Below are 18696 nucleotides of genomic sequence, written 5' to 3' on the forward strand. Positions count from 1 at the left end.
ATTAGTTACCTAGTCCACTGAAATCAACCTTAGGCACAGCTTTTTCTTCTTCTGGTGTTTCAAGGAATTCAGCTGCCTTAAAGCTAAACATCTTAGCAATAACATTGCTTGGGAATGTTTCCAATTTCACATTGTAGTTACTTGTCACACTGTTATAAAGTTGACGTGAATAGGCAATTTTATTTTCAGTGTTCGTCAACTCTTCTTGAAGCTGGCTAAAGTTGGCACTAGCCTTAAGATCAGGGTAACTTTCAGCTACCGCAAAGATGCCAGAAACCTGACGAGTCAATTCATCACTGGCACGCATAGCTGCTGCAGGAGAAGTCGCAGCTGCTACTTGATTACGAAGTTCTGCTACTTTTTCAAGCGTTGAACCTTCATATTTAGCGTAACCTTTAACCGTTTCAATCAAGTTAGGAAGGAGATCATTACGACGTTTCAATTGAACATCAATTTGACTCCATGCCTCCTTGGTTTGCATACGGCTTTTAACCAAGCCGTTATAACTTGCAATAACAAAAATCACAAGAACAACAATAATGGCAATAATAATCCAAATCATATTTTAATCCTTTCTTATACCTAAAAAGAGTCATTACGACTTCTCTTTCAAGTACCTTTGATAGTCTCAGTATATCAAATTTTCAGATAAAAGTGGTAAAATCTGAGTCGTTTTACAAAAAAACTGGACAAGATGTCCAGCTTTTGTATTACTCTTTAGACGTGTGTCGTTTACCTTGGGCTAGGGCATCTGCTTCTGTCATTGTAACGACATTTGCTTTGTTGGTATTGCTAGGCATACTGTTGATGTCATACCAATAAACATCTGCTGTACCATGACGCGCCACATAAACTGTTCGACTTTCTTCTTGTGCAGGTTGCACAGGCTCTGGCTCAGAACTTGGTTGTTCAGTCACCTGTGAACTCTCAGAACTAGGCTCAGATGGCGCTTCAGTAAATTCAGTAACCGTATTTGTCGCTGTCCCATCTGCATAATTGATTTCTGCATTTGGTGATTGGTTATCCAATATAACATGCGTAACTCCCTGACTGTCAAGAGTCTCCTTATCTCCACCAAGTTTAATTTCCAAGAGATTTCCAGAACTATCAATACCAACATACTGAAGTTCTACTTGACGAGGCAACAACTCGTCTCCACTGTAAATAGCTGTTACCTTATAGTCTAACCAATAGTTAGGGTGTAGTGCTAGCCAGTTATCCAAACGATTCTCGTAATAAAGCATACCTGACTGATTACCTTCGTCGGTTCCTTTATAATTTCCAGAATTCAACCAGGCAGTCATAGGTACTAAATTCTTGCCCTCATCATTGACACCAGAAAACTGATAGCCAATCAAATGCCCTCGATTCATTAGCCAAGATTTTGATTTACCGTCACCATAATAAAACTTATAGTTATGCCACCCTACAGGATTATATTTTATTTTACCGGGACGCTTATTCTTCGGCTCGTCCTTATCTTGTAACTGTATATGAGCACTGTGGGCACGTCCTAGCTGGTCCTTCTCCTCCATGACAAACTGCTTTTGACCATTAAAAGCCAAGATACCATTATTCTCATCCGCTTGAACCACTTGAGAACTCACAGCCAAAGATTGTTTGCTAGTATCTAATGAAAATCCGAAACCTAACGTAAATACTAAAAGAAGAAGAGAAAATAAACGAATCCTACCATTTCTTTTTTCTTTCATCATCTTAACTCCTTAATTTTTCTTATCACTTTAATTATACAGGACCAAATCAAAGTGGATGATTAAAAATAAAGAATAATGATATTAGGTATCTTAGAGCTTGCTTAAAAACAAAAACACCCAATTTAATGGATGTTTCTTACCTATTATTTACCTGCTTTTTTACCTTGTTTTGTAAGATAAACTGTAGATATACTTAGTGCTGCAGCAACTCCGACAAGAAAGAAGACCGTTGTCGTATCAGACTTACCTTTTTCTTTTGAAGTGCTAGCTTGGCTTTCAGAACTCTTGGTCACCTGTTTTGCCTCAGTTGCTTTATCAATACGGGCGACATTCTTAGGTGTGTCATCCTTCTTGCTTTCCGCCAATTCTGACAAATCACTGCTAATCTCTTTGGCAACACCTTCAGAGCTTGTAAGTGATGCCGCTTCTGAAGCTAATGTTTCAGAGGCCATAACCGCCATAACTTTACTTGCAATCACATCCACAGACTTCTCATTCAAAAGAGAATTAAAGCGAATAGCTTCTGAGGCAAGCTGACTGCTTGTTACAGGGGTTTTTAGGTCATTGTTATAAGCGACCTGACTATTTGGCAAGATGCTGACAACTTCAGATGTACGTGCTGTTGTTGGAGATTCAGAAACCTTGACATCAACCTGACTTGTTGAACCTTTTTCAATAACTTCTGAAGAAACCTCGCTAATCGGATCCTTTTGTGTACTTTCTGAAGTTGGAGATTTCTCTGGGCTGTCAGAAGTAATTGCTACGTCAACCTGACTAGTAGATGAAGCTACTGAAGTTTCCTCATTCTTTGGTGACTCAGAGGCTGGAGCAGTTGAGCTTCCCTCACTCTTTGGTGTTTCTGAAACTGAAGACTCTGAGATCACTTCACTGTTAGAAGCTTCAGAAACTGGAGTGCTTGAACTTTCCTCACTCTTTGGTGTTTCTGAAACTGATGTCTCTGAGATTACTTCACTGTTTGATACTTCAGAAACTGGAGTGCTTGAACTTTCTTCACTCTTAGCTGTTTCTGAAACTGAGGTCTCTGAGATCACTTCACTGTTAGATGCTTCAGAAACTGGAGTGCTTGAACTTTCCTCACTCTTTGGTGTTTCTGAAACTGAAGTCTCAGAAACTACTTCACTAGTTGATGTTTCAGAAACTGGAGTGCTTGAACCTGCCTCACTCTTTGGTGTTTCTGATGCTGAGGTCTCGGAAATTACTTCACTAGTTGATGCTTCGGAAACCGGAGTGCTTGAACCTGCTTCACTCTTTGGTGTTTCTGATGCCGAAGTTTCAGAAACTACTTCACTAGTTGATGCTTCAGAAACTGGAGTGCTTGAACTTTCCTCACTCTTTGGTGTTTCTGATGCTGATGTCTCGGAAATTACTTCACTTGTTGATGCTTCGGAAACCGGAGTGCTTGAACCTTCTTCACTCTTTGGTGTTTCTGAAACTGAAGACTCTGAGATCACTTCACTGTTAGAAGTCTCGGAAACTGGGGCTGATGAACTTACCTCACTCTTTGGTGACTCGGAAACTGAAGTCTCTGAGACTGGATTATTGACAGGTTTTGGTTCAGTTTTTGTTGGAGAAACTGCTGAGACAGCCCCAACAATCGTCGCCTTATTGTCAATCGTATTATTAGATAAACGGATTTCTCCATTACCATTGTCACCCATCTCAAAGTTTTTGGTAATCACTGGATCAGCCAAGGTATTCAATAGTTTATTATCGTAGACATTGACATTCTTGATTGTTCCACGAACTTGTTGGAAATCAATGGCACCACGATGGAGGTTATAGAGGTCATTAGTTGTCCCTGAACGTAGAATGGTATTGTCATGAATCTTAATTCCAGAATCATTGAGGTCAAAATTGTGACCTGCAAAGACAGTGTTTACACGGATACCTGCTCCAGCAAAGACGTCCTTGATGAGGTTTCCTGAAATTTCATGCCCCTTACCACCAAAAATACCGATACCAGCCGCACGCCAGCCTGATTCAATGGTATTGTTAAGGAATTTATTATTTTCCTCAGCTGCTGCATTTGTCCCATCTGAAATACTTGACCAGATAGCTAAACCATCATCACCATTCCCACGGATATTAGAGTTTTTAACTGTTGAATTCTTGGTCCCTTGGGCAAAGTTAATACCATCAGCCAAGTTATTACGGATACGAGCATTTTCAACAACAAGACCGTCCGTATACTTCATATTCCCCGTCTGGTCGTAGTCTCCAATCCACATACCGACTTCAAAATGCTGAACCCAGATGTCGTGAATTTTCGAATCCTTACCAAGTGTTCCCGAAATAGCCTTGTACTGTGCATCCTCGTTATAACGAGACGTCAAGTTGGAATCCATGTAAAGATTGCTCAACTCAATGCCATTACTATTATGACCGAAGACAATACCACCACCATAGCGTTTGTCACTTGTAAAGTGTAGTTGTGTATGCCAAACACCGGCACCTGAGATTTTTAGATTATCAGCTTCGATATTAACCTGTTTATCAAAATTGAAACGTCCTTCTGGAATATAGACAGATTTTCCGCTGGCTTTAGCTTCTTCCACAGCCGCAAGTAGGGCAGCAGTGTCATCACTATCATCATTGGCAGATGCACCCTTATCCACGATACTGATACTATTTTCACCTTGGGCAACAGGCGCTGGAGCCTGTTCAAGCTCAATAAAGTCAATACCGTAAGGGACATTGTCATCTTTCTTCTTAACTAGAGAAATCTTATCTCCAGATTTCAATTGGATATCCTTGAGGAGAAAACGTGTCTCATCAAAACGAAAACGTGCACTTGAACCATCAATGGCTTGATCATACTCATGGTCCCCTTTAAGGTACTGCCATGCTGAGTGAGATGACAAATCAAGATTACCAACGCTTGAACCATTGACCTGCACATCCAACTGACCTGATGCACCATCAGGTATTGTATAACGCACATTCAAAGCATTGGCTGGCTCAGTGACATTGAAAGTAACTGCCGCATCCTTTTTAGGAAGTTCAACATAAGTTTGGTTAGTCGCTTCCACAGCCGTAGATTCCATGTCCGTTGACTGCTGGATTGTAGCACCATTTTCAACACTTGCATTTTCTGCCTCATGAGTCGTATAAGGCATTTTTGCACCGTAACCATCTGTGCTGTACTCCTTGCCTTGACCTTGGTCCTCAGTCGCATTGGTTAAGACATTTGCTGAAATTTCTTGAGTTTGAGGGTTGCTTGTCTCAACCAATTGATCAATAGTCGGAGTCTGTTCAGCTGCTTGAACAGTTGTTACCTGAGGCTGAACTGAAGCAATATTGGCAGGCCGTGACGTTTGTACTGGCTCAACTGATGCTGGCTCTGAAGTCGCCAATTGTGCCGTTGAGGCTGTTTGAGGTGTCTGTGCTTGATTTGAGGCATCAGTCAAATCACTAATTGATTGTGCCTCATCAGCCTGAGCAGCTTGCCCATTAGCAAGAGCCATAAAGCCAATCAAAGCTGATGCTGCGCCAATAGAATATTTACGGATGCTGTACTTTGGTTTCGTTTTTCTTTCTTTAAACAAGTCTATTCTCCTGATACTTTTTTTCACAATCTCTCTATCTTAGGACCAAGCCGTCCTTTGAAAGAAAATAAAGATTCCCTCATATTAAAGATTGTTAATAATGCTGTTGTTTTTCTTATTAAAAACAAACCAAAGTAAATTATAAGGGATGAAAAAGTAAAAAAAAAGGCTAGGCTATCCATTTTAACAAGGCCTTAACAAAATTGTCATATTAGAAAGTTCAGTCATTCACGTCTAAATTATAGTCTAAAAATGTCGCACAAAAAGGTGATTTCTTTCACGTGTAAGAAATAAAAAACTCTAAATTTCCATAAAGGCTTATTTAGCAAGAGTTATCGGCCAAAACGATCAAAATGTTTTAAATCTGTTTTCTCAGATTTCTGTCAAACGTTTGACAGTCTTTTTTAATTTTACGCTTCAAAGTATTATTTTCCGAATGTTTTAGTATTACAAATGTTAAACATCAAAAAAATAAAAAAGAGACAAAAATCTGCCTCTTATTTTTCAAAAAAATAACTAACCTAACTAGATTTTACGATAACATTGCCTCTAATTCTTCAAGCGACAGACCAGTCACATCTGATACTACTTCTAGAGATAGACCTTTTGACAGCATCTTGCGAATCAACTCTAAGCGCTCCTCATGACGACCTCGTTCCAAGCCTTCTTCATGCGCTTCATCAATTGCTGTTTCCATGGTCATGTCATAATTTTCTTGAATACGTATGCGTTCATCAATCATCGCCTTTTCCTCCTGTGTCCAGCTGGATGAATCCAGTAATGAATCGGCATGCGTGACCGCTCGGCTAGGTGCCTTAGAAAATGGGAGATTTCCAAAGAACTCTAGCCACTGCCGCCCTTCATCCCTGATATGCTTATCTTTATTATACTTATCCAACTCTAAAAAGGCAATCTGAAGAAGGTTCTGCTGTTTCCCATCCTTATAGTAAGCATTCAAAGGCCTCCCCGTCCTACTATTGGCCATCCAATAAGTATTAATCGGGGACTCCTCATCTGGCAACAAGGTCTTCTCCAAGATAGCTATACCATAGACCGGCTCCATCTGCTCATACATCTTATGCGTCTGCCCTTGTTGGCGTAATTGTTGCACATTTTCCACCATCTGGTTAGCCAAATAATAATGAAAACGATTGAGAAAATAATGCTGCTTACGCACCTGAATCTCAATGATAACCTCAGTTCCATCATTCAACTTGGCTCGAACATCCACCGAGGTTGAAAAGAGCTCATCCTCGTCAAAGTCCTTCTTATGAAACTGTGTCCCCTCCAAAATCTGCGCATCCACAACATCCAAATCCAAAATATCTCGAATAAACGCCACCGTCACCTCAGGCAGGCTAAAAATCTTCTTATCCATGATATCCAAGGTTGGTGAGACATGCTTGTGTCTTTTTTCCATCTACCCCTCCTCAATTAAAAATAGAGGGTTGGCCCCTCTACTTCTATCTATTCGGAAAAAGTAAATGAAAGATGGCAATTACCCCTTAAATGCTTCCACAAAAGCCTTGAGTTCTTCGTCTGCTTCTGGTGTTGTTCCATGAAGCTGGCCAAGCATGTCAAGAAGGGACGCTGTCTGACTCTCAATCGTCGCATTGGTTTGGTTGATCTTAGCCACAATCTCTGTCAAGGGCTCCACTTCTTCTTCCTCAAAGGTATCCACATAGCGAGGAATATTAAGGTTGTAGTCATTTTCCACAATCTCTTCAAAACTAGCCAGATGGGCGAACTTGTCCATATCCTCACGGCTCTTATAGGCATTGAGAATCTTCTCAATATGGGCATCTGTCATGATATTCTGGTTCTTCCCCTTATCAAACTCCTTAGAGGCATCGATAAAGTAAACATCACGATTGGTGCGATTCTTTTTGAGAATGATAACCGTCGTCGGAATACTAGTGTTAAAAAAGATATTAGCAGGTAGACCAATAACCGTATCAATAGCACCTTCTTCCAATAAAGCCTTACGAATAGTCCCTTCGGCATTACCACGGAAGAGCACCCCATGAGGTAGAACGATGGCCATAACACCATTGTCTTGTTTCAAGTGATAGTAACCATGCAAGAGGAAGGCAAAATCAGCCTTAGACTTAGGAGCTAGTTTCCCAAATGGTGAGAATCGAGGGTCATCCATGAATCCTGAGCTAGCAGACCACTTGGCTGAATAAGGTGGGTTCATGAGAACACCGTCAAAGTTAGTTGGCTCTTGAGTTGGCCAATCCTCATCCAAGGTATCAGCGTTATGTAAAAACTGATTTTCAATCGGCACACCATGTAGAATCATGTTCATACGTGCCAGATTATATGTTGAGGTATTCAACTCTTGACCAAAGTAAACCACTGTCTGTGGTTGACGTGAATAACGTTTGGCATTAAGCAAGAGCGATCCTGACCCCATAGTCGCATCGTAAAGGGTAAAGCCTTGCTTATCCTCACGTCCTAAAAAGGCAATCTGGGTCATGAGTTTGGCAACAGGTTGCGGTGTATAGAACTCACCAGCTTTTTTACCCGAATCCGTCGCAAACTGACCAATCAAGTACTCGTAAGCATCACCAAGCATGTCACCAGCATGACCTGCCACATCTAAGACAGCCAACTCTTTCATCACAGCCGCAACCGTCTGGTTCTGCTTTTGAGGAGTCGCCCCAAGTTTCTTAGAATAGAGGTCGATGTCTTCAAAAAGGTTTTCATAAAGCTCGTCACTCTGCTCAATATCACGGAATCCTTGAGCCAAGTCCTCTAGCTGGAAGCTTCCATCATTCACTCGCTCAACCAAGGCCGTAAAAGTCAAGTCAGGATGAATGGCATAACTCATCTCATCAGTAATAACTGCCAAGAGGTCCTCGTAAGTCTCCTCATCCTCATAGTATTTACGATAGACTGCCAGTGCCTCTTCCAAGCTTTCTGTCTCCTCCTCCATGGTCTCTGCCACGAAAAAGAGCATCTTGTCCGACAAATACTTGTAAAAGACCATGCCCAAGAGATAAGACTTGTAGTCGTTAGCATCCATCTTAGAGCGGAGCACATCTGCTGAGTTCCACAGGGCTTGATAAAGCGACTGAGAGGTTTGTGTTGTTTCTGACATAATTTTTCTTTCTTTGTATTTTTGAATGTTATCCTATTCGTTCTAATAGCCAATCACGACTGTTTCCACTTCCTTGATGACCTCATCTGAAATCTCAGAAATAGGCAGTTGGTAAATGGTGTTTTGACGTGGGTTGAAAATACCTAGATTTTCAATGGTTTGAAACTCTGGATGAATCGAACGCCTACCCATAAGATAGTAAATCAGTAGCTGCAAGGTATGGTCCTTATTAGGCTTGCTGGTGGCGACTTTAAAGTCCCAAAGCGTATCTTTGGTCAGGAAATCCCCATCACCAGTCGTTACGGTAGCTGTATAAGCCCCTTCCATAGTAAAACCATCCGCAGTCACAGGACCAAAGGCCTTGAAAAAGCTCAAACTACGCTCAACCATGATACGAATATTAGCAATAGTCGCCTGATCTGGAACAATCTTCTCCACTGGACGATAAGCCAGAGGACCAGCACGAAAGGCACTATCAAAGCCTGCCAACTGACAAGCCTTAGTAATCGACAAATCGTCCAGCCCCTTAACATCATCCAGAAGACCAAAAGCCTTGGCCTCCATCCTCATGGCTCTAGCCCCAAGCAAGGAAACCTCAAAAGACTCCTCAACGGATGTACCATCCATGAAACGACTGAGATAGTCCACAGCAGTCCCAACCAAACTAGCCGCAATAGACTCCTCAGGATTAAGAACCTGACCATCATCAAGCGTCGTCACTGTAAAAGTCTTAACAGGCAGATAACCACCACGAGGCTGTTTAATCTGTTTGATACGTTGTGTTACTGATACCATGTCTGTCTCCTAGGTCGTAATAGTAATTTAACTAATCTTTCTCCAATCATCATCAATTTCATTCTTCGTGATAGTCCATGGATCCTTAACGTCAAATAGCTTACTTTTATGATACCTATCTTTAAAATCATAATAAGAAATCCAAACTTCATCAAATTCACAACCAACCGCATCGTAAGATATTCCAAAATCTAAATCATATCTTTTTAACTCATAAGAATCTAATAAAAACGAATAAGCACCATTTTCTCCATATTGATAACTTTTTTCATTTTGTTCAAATCCACTATACTGAATCATTTTTGTAACAGGAGCTCCCTTACTATAAAGAACCAAATTCATATTTCTAATAATTTGTCTTTTTGATTTTGTATTATGAATTTCAACCCATAGTGGAACATCAAATGTCAATCCAATTCCTGAATGATGAAATCCCCAAGGTTTCTGTGTTACCTTATTAAATACAGATTTAACATAAACATTGACACTTCCCCTACTAGATATGTAGTATTGAACAGCTGTTTGAAGTAAGAAGCCAATAAATGAACCAACTAATGAGAAAAGAGCCGAGTACATCACCAAAGTTACTTGAAAATTTTCAAATAAACTTGTCATTTTTATCCCTTCTAAATAAACATATCTTGTAAGAGTTTCTTTTTGAGTGTTTCTAGCTGCGAAATTTTTTCTTGATAGGAAGTAATGAGGTTATCGAGATTGGTGAAGTATTTGCCGATGGCTTGTTGTTCTTCAAGATTTGGAAATATAAATTTCAAGCTAGAAAAGTCTTTAAAACTGATACTTTTCCCATCTCGAATTCCATAGGTAACTGTCTCTAACCGTTTTATAAACTCTTTCGAAGTTAAAATCGAGTTCCAAAAACCAGATAAGTGATTTTTTTTATCAATAAAATCTATAATTGTATATGCAGGTGAAGTTATTCCTTCTAATTTAGATAAAGCAAAACCTCCTTGAAAAGAACGTAAATGAATTACAAACTGACCTGGTTTGACAACCTTATAATTATTGAGAGTAGCTTCATCATACTTAATATCAATACCTATTTCATCTCTCAAAACCATACCATCAATTTGAGATGCAGATAGCACAGGTAATAATGCTCTATTTTTCTCAGATACTGACTTAAAAATCTCATCTGCACGTTTTATTTTCCATTCACCTTCAAATCCATCCAACCGAATCTCAGGAACAGTCTGTCCAGCTTTTGGAAACATCTTAGAGAGCATGGTCGCCTTGAGAGATTGGTAGTTAGCAAGATTGTCCTTGTAGCTAGATAGAAGTTCATCGAGAGTACGAAATAGAGAGCCGATGGCGGATTGTTCTTCAACTGTAGGAAAATCCATCTTAAAGCTTTTCATCTCTGAAGCTAAAATATGCTTGATAGTATTACCAGTAGAAATTAAATCAAGTTCTTTTCTCTTACTACTAGATTGAAATTGATAATTTAAAAAATGCGGATTTACTTCTTTTTTGTAATCAGTAAAAACTATCAATGCGTGGGCTGCTGTATTATTTAATTCTTTTGGAATAACAGCTGTGTGACCAACATGTCCAGATTGTACCATTACGATGTCATTCGTTTTCAACCACTTATCTCTTTGTTTTTCATAGAATTCATCATTAATAAAAATTTGAGAATTGTAATTAATTTTACCATTTTTAACGTTATTCGATTCTAGATAAAAATGACCCTTTTCAACATAATAAGGAGTTGCTGTCCCTACAAAAGCATTTCTAATAGTCCTGAAGATATTTTTTAATCTATCGCATTCCCATAATTCTTTATAATTGTGAAATCTAATTTGCGGGGTATTACTTTGTTTTTTCATATACCTTCTTTGCCCTGTATTCATTTAAGATATTTTTTACAACCTTGGTTACTGCTAGATCATGTCTAACAATCATTTCAGACTCTTCTGATAATTCACTTCCATGACTAATAATACTTTTTAGTATTTCATGTTCCATTTTAAAATTAAAATCTTCTTTATTTTTATTTATTATATTTTCAACTTTTGACTTCTCCTCATCGTTTTTATATATAGGTATTAAAGCCAAATGATTTTCTAAGACTAAAGTTCCTTGTCTTAGCAAATCTTGTAACAGAAACATCAACTTGATTTCAGTACATTCTTGAAAATAATAACAATACTGTTTTGTAGAAACTAAAGTTTCATCTTCTCGTATTTTTATGGAGCTAAATCTAGGAGCAACCACGACACCTCTTGTCTCATCAACATAGTGAGCAGTATATTCCATTAAGGTAGTTTGATGATATTTTACTCTTAAAATTTGCCATGAACTTTTACAATTCATCTGAACATAAGCATAGTCAGGACTTGCTAATGTTTCATTATCAGGATCCCTAGATAATTCAATAGTATATTCAGGAAATTTCTCATAGTACCAAGAACGAGTCTCATAATCTTCCTTCATCTCAATCCAATGACCATGATCACTTATATAATTAATCACACGTTCTTTAGGATAAGGTGTTAACCCAAATCTAAATTCGAATAGTTTTTCAATATCACCTATTTCTGCCTGACTATCAATAGCAGTGTTCTTAGAACCTTTTCGAACATAAATTTGATTTTCTCGAACCTTATTACATTTTTTAGTTATGTAAAATGGAACCCTATTTGATTTTTTTATAATTAAAACATCTAACTCTCCATTATGAATCGTTCGGAATTCAACTATCGGAATCATATCTCCAGCCCAAGTTAAATTTTGTAAAAAATCTTGATAACTTTCTTGTGTCCACTTATTCGAAAATTGCTTAGCTCCTGTTATTTTAACAGGTTTATCTTGAATACCCATGATAATAAATGCATCACGGTTACTTAAATTATTTGCCATGCAAATTATATCATGGAGAAGGTCACCTTTCTTTTTATTCTTATCCTTATCACTTTGACCTTCGAAAAAATATGGTTTTTCTTTAAAATCCCAATATTCCCCCTCCACTCCTAGGTGAAGTAATTCCATTATGATTTCATCTAATTGATCATTCGTCAACAATTATCATTTCTCCCTATAAACTTAAATTTCTCTTTTGAAAATCCTAATTTAACGTTTCCGATACATAGAGAAACAAGAAATTTCAAAAAATCCACTTCATATCAATTGTCTGAATATTACTTCTTTTTTCATAGTTCAGCTCCACAATTGAGTCAAAATAACGTCATCACTATTCGGTCTAATTATTTTTTCTTTCTCTACCTTTACAAATACTGGTACTTGGATAGCATTACCAGTAATTATAACCTCTCCTTTACCTAAACTTGGAATTTTATTAAAGGATGTTTTATCCAAGGTAGGCATAGTATTTACCAGCATTCGTAAATCATTATCATTAACCAATCTATGGATGAAATAATTATGAACCTGTGAAAGAATAGTAGGTGAAATATCTGCAGGTCGTTGACTAGATAAAGTTAAGTAGAAACCAAATTTTCGCCCTTCTTTAATGATTTCCTCAAAAATATTCAATCTATAGTCCTGCCAAGTATCTCCTACAGAATGGTTTTGAGCATTTAAAATATTATGTGCTTCATCAATAATCAAATGACTGGTACATGTAACATCGTTTCCTGCTATTCTCGCTTTCTGTTGATCATAGATCATCTTAGAGATAAGCATAGGAATTAATCTAGTAATCTCCTGATTAGCATGGACTAGGTTGATAATATTCAAACTAGAAAAATCACCTTCAATACTGTCTTTGACTTCAACAACTTTCTTCAAACTATTTAAAGCTGTATCAATTCTATGAAACAAAGGATTAATATGTTCTATGTTTGTTGATTTCCAAGTACTATAGTGAACTTTTTGAAATTCTAAAAAGAACTTTAGTCTGTCTATCAAGTCCAAAGAATCAAAACTCTCTGCAAGATTTTGCCTAATTTTATTTATTTGTAACTTTTTTTCTTCCTGTACAGTTAAATCAGACTTATCATTTAAATAAATGTGTTCTTCTCCCTGAGTAAAATAAGCTTTTGATGTTGCATAGTACGATAATGAAGAAACTTGATTAAATATCATCCAATTATCTCTTGCTATGTATGACTTTGCTACTTTGATCCAATTATCTCTTGAATCGGACAATGCTGCGTCTCCAGTTGTAAGAATTTTTTTCAACGTTCCAACCACAAATTTTGCAATAACTTCTCCCGTATGTTCTTTTTCGCTCCACTCTTTCATTGCTTTCCTCAGAAATGGAACTTGAGTTGCTGAAGTAGCGCCAAATAAAATTGAAAGGATGTCTGGATCAAAAAGGTATTCTTCAGTAATTGGGATTTTTTTTGATGTTTTACTCCTTGTTTTAACATTAAATACTTTTTTATGGTTACCGGTTATACCAAAACTATCAATTTTAGTATATTCACCATTAAAATCAATAACATAGAATTTTGAATGCTCTAAAATTTTCTCTTGATACTCTGACCGGAATAGTTCTAGAAATAACTTGTGCAAAGTATTAGATTTACCGCTACCAGTATTTCCAAAAACACCGATATGAGAAGCAAAAATTTTATTAATAGATAAAGGAACAACTTGACCTTCCAAGATTGACTTGCCAATAGAAATTGTGGGCTCTGCATCATTAATCCCATATATTAATTCTAAATCCTTTTTCGAAGTAATACATACCTCATTACCAATCATTGGCACATACTGACTTGTGACTTTGAATTCACCATTTTCAATTACGCCTTTAGTTTTTAAATGAACGATTCGATTTATCGAATTTTTTGAAAAACGATTATCAAATTCTGTACTTCGAATTGTATTTTGTTGATCAGCAACTTTTTCAGTAACAACAGAAGCGATAATTTTTACATTATTCTGTAAAATTGTTAGATATGCTCCGATTTTTGCTCCTTGTAACACATCACCATACCATAAATATTCTGCATCATTAGATAAATGATACATTCCAACTTGAGAAATATCACCATCAACACCAACAATGACACCCAGTTTTTTGATATTTGACTTCATACTAATTATTCCTCAAAAGACACATCTCTAAGTAACTCAGTTAGATTGCTAAGATCGAAACTAAACCATTCACTTCCATCTTCGCTTTTTTGCTTTGATTTATACTTTTCCTCTAATTCATTAGGTGTAATGACATTTAGATTTCTTGGACAATCACTGAGGCCCAAATTTGTTAATATTGTTTGTTTATCAGATTCAAAATAACAAAATATAAAGACATTTAGTTCAGGATTTTTCAAAGATCTGTTCAGCATTTTAGCAATATGTTTATCTTGAAACGAGAATCCAATAACAATAAGAATAGATTGTGGTTTATCTAGCTCAAGTTGAAATACTCTTAGCATGTCATGAAAATGGTTATTTAGAAATGTTTCTTGACCTTCTATGCCAGTTGGTTTAACTACCACTGGATTTTCAACTACACTTTGTCTTATTAAAATATTGCCCTCTTGATCTCTTTCCCAGTTCATCGAACCATGTGGTTTAATCAAAGATAATGTAGGAAGTTCATTAAGGTAGTTATCATTTAATCCTCTATATGCGACAGACTTATTATAATTAGCACTATCTAAAATCCTATTAAAATATCCATTACTTCCATCATTGAAAACAAATGATTCATATTTCATCAATTCATCCAATGACTTCTCAATGAAGAGATCGTAGTTAGTAGTAAATATATTAATATTTTTTGTCACTTGTCTAGAATTTGCATGGTAAAGTAGTTGAAGTATAACTTTAATAAATTCAGAATATCTTTTTAAAACTGCTTTAATAATTTCTTCTTCACTAGCCTTGCTAATATCTTCAAGAACTTTCTTAGAAACATCTTTAACTTTATCGGATAGTGAATTATTAGCTTTCTCATCTGAAATATCTTCACCTTTGAAAAAAGACATTAAAGGTATTGCAGGAACTGAAGTCCCTGATCCAATTAAAAAATTAAGTCTCTTAGTCATTGCAAAATAACGCAACTGTTTTATATCAAATTTTTCAACCATATATTTTCCTCAAGTAAAATCAAATACTACCCTCTACCTCCCCACTCTCAAGAGTTCAATGACCTCTTCGATGAGTTTGGTGTAGGCTTCTTTGATGTGTTTTTTGTAGCTGAGCGGGTTGAGGGCATCAGCTGTTTCTGCTTTGTAGTCTTTGTAGCGTTGGCTCTTGGTGAGCTGGCTTTCTCCAGATTGCTTCTTAGCACCTTTACGATAGTGTTGGACGTAGTAACGAAGTTCATCGAATCCGACATACCATTCTCTGGCAAAGCGTTTGAGATGGTCGTCGATGATGGCTTCAATCATAGTGTCCAAGACGCCAGTAATCGATTGTCCTTGGTAATCTTTAGGATTGGCTTGGACTTCTTTCCACAAGTTTCGGATGATTTCGGCTAATTTAGGATTAGTCCTCTCCAGACTCTGGATATAGTTATCAACAGTTTCGATATCTTTATCACTGAGAGCCTGTGGACTATCCTCTTCCTGCTGAATCATACTTTGAATCAAGGTCAGGATGTAAGCATAGTTAATCTCGTCGACTTGGACGGATTCCAGTTCGTAGTGGATATCAAAGAGATTATCATCACCATCGTCTTCGGCTCGGCTTTTGAGCTCTGCTAGGATATTTTGATAGATTCCTAGATAGGTTTCGAGCTTTTCATCTGATAGTCCTGTCTCCGTATAGATAGCCGCTTCATCGTATTCGCTATAGACACGGATAGATGCCAGATACTTGTCGAAGGTCTGGTATGCCTTGGCAATGCGACGGAGTTGTGGGCTAGTGGCCTGCTCAATCGTGATGACATAGTTTTCCACATCTTCCACTTTTACTTGGAAGTCGATCCAGGCTTGGATAAAGTTAGCTTTTTCTTCTGCCCAGTCTGGGGCAGTGACGTCATTTTCACCACCGTTTGAGTAGAGTCTAAGGGCGTTATCCACAGCCTCTTTAAAGGCCTCTGGTCTTTGGAAAGTGATGATATGACCATAACGCTTTTTACTGTCAAAGATGCGGTTAGTGCGACTAAAGGCTTGAATCAAATCCTGTGGACGCATGGGCTTACGGTCGATAAAGAGAGTGGATAGACATGGGGCATCAAAACCGGTCAAAAGACGGTCAACGACGATGACCAAATCCAACTGCTCTTTACGAGGAATGAATTTGTCTAACTTTCTTGCTAAACGATTATTGATATCCGTGTTAAAACCACGTAAATCAGCCATATTAAAATGGGTCCCATACTCTTGATTGTAATCGTCCATGACCTGTTTCATGTGCTCTTGGTAGCCGATAGATTCTTCTTCATTTTCCGACACTGAGTAAGTGACTGTCACCTTTGGAAAGTCAAGTAGCACGCGCTTAACCCGCTCTGACACCTTGACACGTTCCTGTCCTGCCTTGATACTCTTGAGCAGATTGTAATAGGCCTGAGCCTGTGGAATGGACTTAACGGTTAAGATGGCCTCGTAGGTCTTGCCCTCACCATTTGGGAAGCCCAACTGTTGATAACTTTTGTTTAGGATAGCATCCAAGACTTCTAGAATGTGCTCTTTATCTTCATAGACAGAGTCAGGAAGGTCTTCTTCAGGAATCGGCGAAATAATGGTATTACGATAGTCCACCTTAAATCCCAGAACTGCCCCGTCATGGATGGCTTCTTTGACCGTATACTCATGGAGGCGTTCGCCATATTGTTGGTGGGTGGTTTGTGCCAAATCACCTAATTGCTTGCGTTTATTTTCCTTAAAAATCGGTGTGCCTGTAAAGCCATACCAGAGCGAATTGTGGAAAAAGCCTTTGATGTCTTTTTGCGTCTGTGGTGTGACCGCACGGTGACATTCATCCACAACGAAAGCCACACGAAGGTCCTTGATTTTCTCCGAATCCTTTTGGTATTTACCTTCTTGGAACTTGCGCATCATGGTTGTGATTTTCTGGATAGTCGTCACAATCACACGCTTATCATTTCCTGCCAAACACTTGACCAAGTCATGGGTATTGTCCGTTTCGTCAATATCAATGACATCATTAGCGGCGTAAGAAAGAAAGGACGACGTCGTCTGCTGGTCAAGGTCCCTACGGTCCACGACGAAAATTGTCTTCTGAATAGCTGGAATCTGCAAGAGGTTGCGAGCCACCTTGTAGGAGGTTAGGGTCTTACCAGAACCTGTGGTATGCCAGATATAGCCTGATTCCTGTCGGCGAGAGGCATCTTGAACAGACTCGATGGCATGGATTTGATAGGGACGTAAGAGGATGAGGGCTTTTTTACTATCATCAATGACGGAATACTGCATCACCATCTGATGGGCACGTGGAATAGATAGGACCTCATGGGCAAAGTCCATGAGACTGGTCATGGGTTTATTATCTTTATCCACCCAAGATGTCAAGAATTGTTTATTGAGCTTATCCTCTCGTGCAGCTGCAATGTAGCGTGTGTCTACTTTATTAGTCACAACAAACATCTGAAGGGCAGAATAGATGCCACGTAACTTTCCTTCACGGTCATACTTTTTGATTTGATGAAAGGCATCCAAAAAGGCCACACGAGGACTCTTGAGCTCGATATGGATAAGAGGAAGGCCATTAATCATCAGTGTCGTATCTAAACGGCGGTCCTGATCTTGTGGATAAGCCTTGTCACGTTCTACTTGATTGACTACTTCGTAACTCGATTTTCCAGCAGCAATATTATCACGCCAGATGACAGAAAGTCGGATAGTCCCAAGGCTAGCATCTTCACGCTGTACCTCGACTTTAGCAATACCATTTTCACCCGCCAACCACTTAGCAGCTTCATAATAGTTAATGAAATTAAGCTGGTTCTTGATTTGACGTTTCTCCTGCTCAGTCAAGGGATGGTCAGCAAGGAGGGCAACGTTATTTTGCGCTAACTTCTCAAAAAAGTTGTCCCATAATTGATCTTCATTTTTTAAGTCTGGGCGATAGGTCCACTGGCTCTCACCAGAGATTAATTGCTCGATTAATTGACGTTCTATCTCAAGTTCTGGAGTAACTGGTGGCATGACTAATCCTTTCAATATTGTCGTAATCCCTTACATTATAGCATTTTCACGGTTTCTTTCATAGTTTTGGGAAAATTCCAACAAAAAAACACGGTAAGTCCGTGTTAATCGTTTTAGAATAGTAAATCATAATTGTTATGAAGATACATTATCTTCCCTAAACTTACTTCACATGTGAATCAAGTGGGACTACTGCCAATGTCTTTCCTAGACTAGCCAGTATTTTAAGAACCGTATCTAACTGAGGTGCCGTTTTTCCTTTCTCCATACGTGCGATAACAGGTTGTTTGACACCACTTAGCTCTTCTAGTTTCTTTTGGGAAATGCCTTGTTTTTTACGAGCATCAATAATCTCAAGCATCAGTGCGACACGGAGTTCACTCGCCGCAATTTCCTCTTTAGTGAAAATAGTTTTCTGTAAATCATCCCAACTACTTCCAATTGCTGGATTCTTTTCTAGGGTCATC

General features: G+C 38.3%; 13 protein-coding genes. All 13 read right to left on the reverse strand.

The window, feature by feature from the left end:
- Position 1 precedes the first annotated feature (1 nt).
- The 13 genes from V471_RS09185 to V471_RS09245 all read right to left on the reverse strand — a co-directional run bounded on the left by V471_RS09185 (position 2) and on the right by V471_RS09245 (position 18695).
- Complete coding sequence (locus V471_RS09185; RefSeq protein ID WP_013990801.1) at positions 2 to 562, reverse strand: LemA family protein; 561 nt, start codon at positions 560 to 562, stop codon at positions 2 to 4.
- A 148-nt stretch (positions 563 to 710) separates the two neighbouring features.
- A complete protein-coding gene (locus tag V471_RS09190; protein ID WP_084871421.1) occupies positions 711 to 1715 on the reverse strand; it encodes a DNA/RNA non-specific endonuclease in 1005 nt (334 codons plus the stop codon).
- Positions 1716 to 1858: 143 nt separating this feature from the next.
- Positions 1859 to 5281 carry a YSIRK-type signal peptide-containing protein gene (locus tag V471_RS09195; RefSeq protein ID WP_084871422.1) on the reverse strand — a complete coding sequence of 1141 codons (3423 nt, stop codon included), beginning with the start codon at positions 5279 to 5281 and terminating at the stop codon, positions 1859 to 1861.
- Positions 5282 to 5813: 532 nt separating this feature from the next.
- Positions 5814 to 6701, reverse strand: a complete 888-nt coding sequence (locus V471_RS09200; RefSeq protein ID WP_084871423.1) for an Rpn family recombination-promoting nuclease/putative transposase — start codon at positions 6699 to 6701, stop codon at positions 5814 to 5816.
- A gap of 78 nt (positions 6702 to 6779) precedes the next feature.
- A complete protein-coding gene (locus V471_RS09205) occupies positions 6780 to 8384 on the reverse strand; it encodes a type I restriction-modification system subunit M (RefSeq protein ID WP_084871424.1) in 1605 nt (534 codons plus the stop codon).
- A gap of 42 nt (positions 8385 to 8426) precedes the next feature.
- On the reverse strand, positions 8427 to 9179 hold the full coding sequence (locus V471_RS09210) for a hypothetical protein (RefSeq protein WP_084871425.1): 753 nt from the start codon (positions 9177 to 9179) through the stop codon (positions 8427 to 8429).
- A 27-nt stretch (positions 9180 to 9206) separates the two neighbouring features.
- Positions 9207 to 9794 (reverse strand): hypothetical protein, encoded by a 588-nt coding sequence (locus V471_RS09215; protein WP_084871426.1) that lies wholly within the window; start codon positions 9792 to 9794, stop codon positions 9207 to 9209.
- 11 nt (positions 9795 to 9805) lie between these two features.
- Positions 9806 to 11026 (reverse strand): restriction endonuclease subunit S, encoded by a 1221-nt coding sequence (locus V471_RS09220; RefSeq protein WP_084871427.1) that lies wholly within the window; start codon positions 11024 to 11026, stop codon positions 9806 to 9808.
- On the reverse strand, positions 11010 to 12188 hold the full coding sequence (locus V471_RS09225; protein ID WP_232326832.1) for an RNA-binding domain-containing protein: 1179 nt from the start codon (positions 12186 to 12188) through the stop codon (positions 11010 to 11012). The genes V471_RS09220 and V471_RS09225 overlap by 17 nt, the downstream gene beginning before the upstream one ends.
- Before the next feature lie 168 nt (positions 12189 to 12356).
- Complete coding sequence (locus V471_RS09230) at positions 12357 to 14204, reverse strand: ATP-binding protein (RefSeq protein WP_084871429.1); 1848 nt, start codon at positions 14202 to 14204, stop codon at positions 12357 to 12359.
- A gap of 5 nt (positions 14205 to 14209) precedes the next feature.
- Entirely contained in the window at positions 14210 to 15205 is a 996-nt protein-coding gene (locus V471_RS09235) for an SIR2 family protein (RefSeq protein ID WP_084871430.1), read from the reverse strand.
- 33 nt (positions 15206 to 15238) lie between these two features.
- On the reverse strand, positions 15239 to 18229 hold the full coding sequence (locus V471_RS09240) for a type I restriction endonuclease subunit R (protein ID WP_084871431.1): 2991 nt from the start codon (positions 18227 to 18229) through the stop codon (positions 15239 to 15241).
- A 163-nt stretch (positions 18230 to 18392) separates the two neighbouring features.
- Positions 18393 to 18695, reverse strand: coding sequence for a helix-turn-helix domain-containing protein (locus V471_RS09245; protein ID WP_045768898.1), 303 nt, complete (start codon positions 18693 to 18695; stop codon positions 18393 to 18395).
- Position 18696 lies beyond the last annotated feature (1 nt).

This window comes from Streptococcus salivarius, assembly GCF_002094975.1.
In the GTDB taxonomy this organism is placed as follows: Bacteria; Bacillota; Bacilli; order Lactobacillales; family Streptococcaceae; genus Streptococcus; species Streptococcus salivarius_D.

Coding starts and splice junctions, on each gene's coding strand:
- V471_RS09225 (WP_232326832.1), bottom strand. CDS start 12,188: ATGGAATTACTTCACCTAGGAGTGGAGGGGGAATATTGGGATTTTAAA.
- V471_RS09235 (WP_084871430.1), bottom strand. CDS start 15,205: ATGGTTGAAAAATTTGATATAAAACAGTTGCGTTATTTTGCAATGACT.
- V471_RS09200 (WP_084871423.1), bottom strand. CDS start 6,701: ATGGAAAAAAGACACAAGCATGTCTCACCAACCTTGGATATCATGGAT.
- V471_RS09205 (WP_084871424.1), bottom strand. CDS start 8,384: ATGTCAGAAACAACACAAACCTCTCAGTCGCTTTATCAAGCCCTGTGG.
- V471_RS09215 (WP_084871426.1), bottom strand. CDS start 9,794: ATGACAAGTTTATTTGAAAATTTTCAAGTAACTTTGGTGATGTACTCG.
- V471_RS09245 (WP_045768898.1), bottom strand. CDS start 18,695: ATGACCCTAGAAAAGAATCCAGCAATTGGAAGTAGTTGGGATGATTTA.
- V471_RS09210 (WP_084871425.1), bottom strand. CDS start 9,179: ATGGTATCAGTAACACAACGTATCAAACAGATTAAACAGCCTCGTGGT.
- V471_RS09190 (WP_084871421.1), bottom strand. CDS start 1,715: ATGATGAAAGAAAAAAGAAATGGTAGGATTCGTTTATTTTCTCTTCTT.
- V471_RS09220 (WP_084871427.1), bottom strand. CDS start 11,026: ATGAAAAAACAAAGTAATACCCCGCAAATTAGATTTCACAATTATAAA.
- V471_RS09240 (WP_084871431.1), bottom strand. CDS start 18,229: ATGCCACCAGTTACTCCAGAACTTGAGATAGAACGTCAATTAATCGAG.
- V471_RS09185 (WP_013990801.1), bottom strand. CDS start 562: ATGATTTGGATTATTATTGCCATTATTGTTGTTCTTGTGATTTTTGTT.
- V471_RS09230 (WP_084871429.1), bottom strand. CDS start 14,204: ATGAAGTCAAATATCAAAAAACTGGGTGTCATTGTTGGTGTTGATGGT.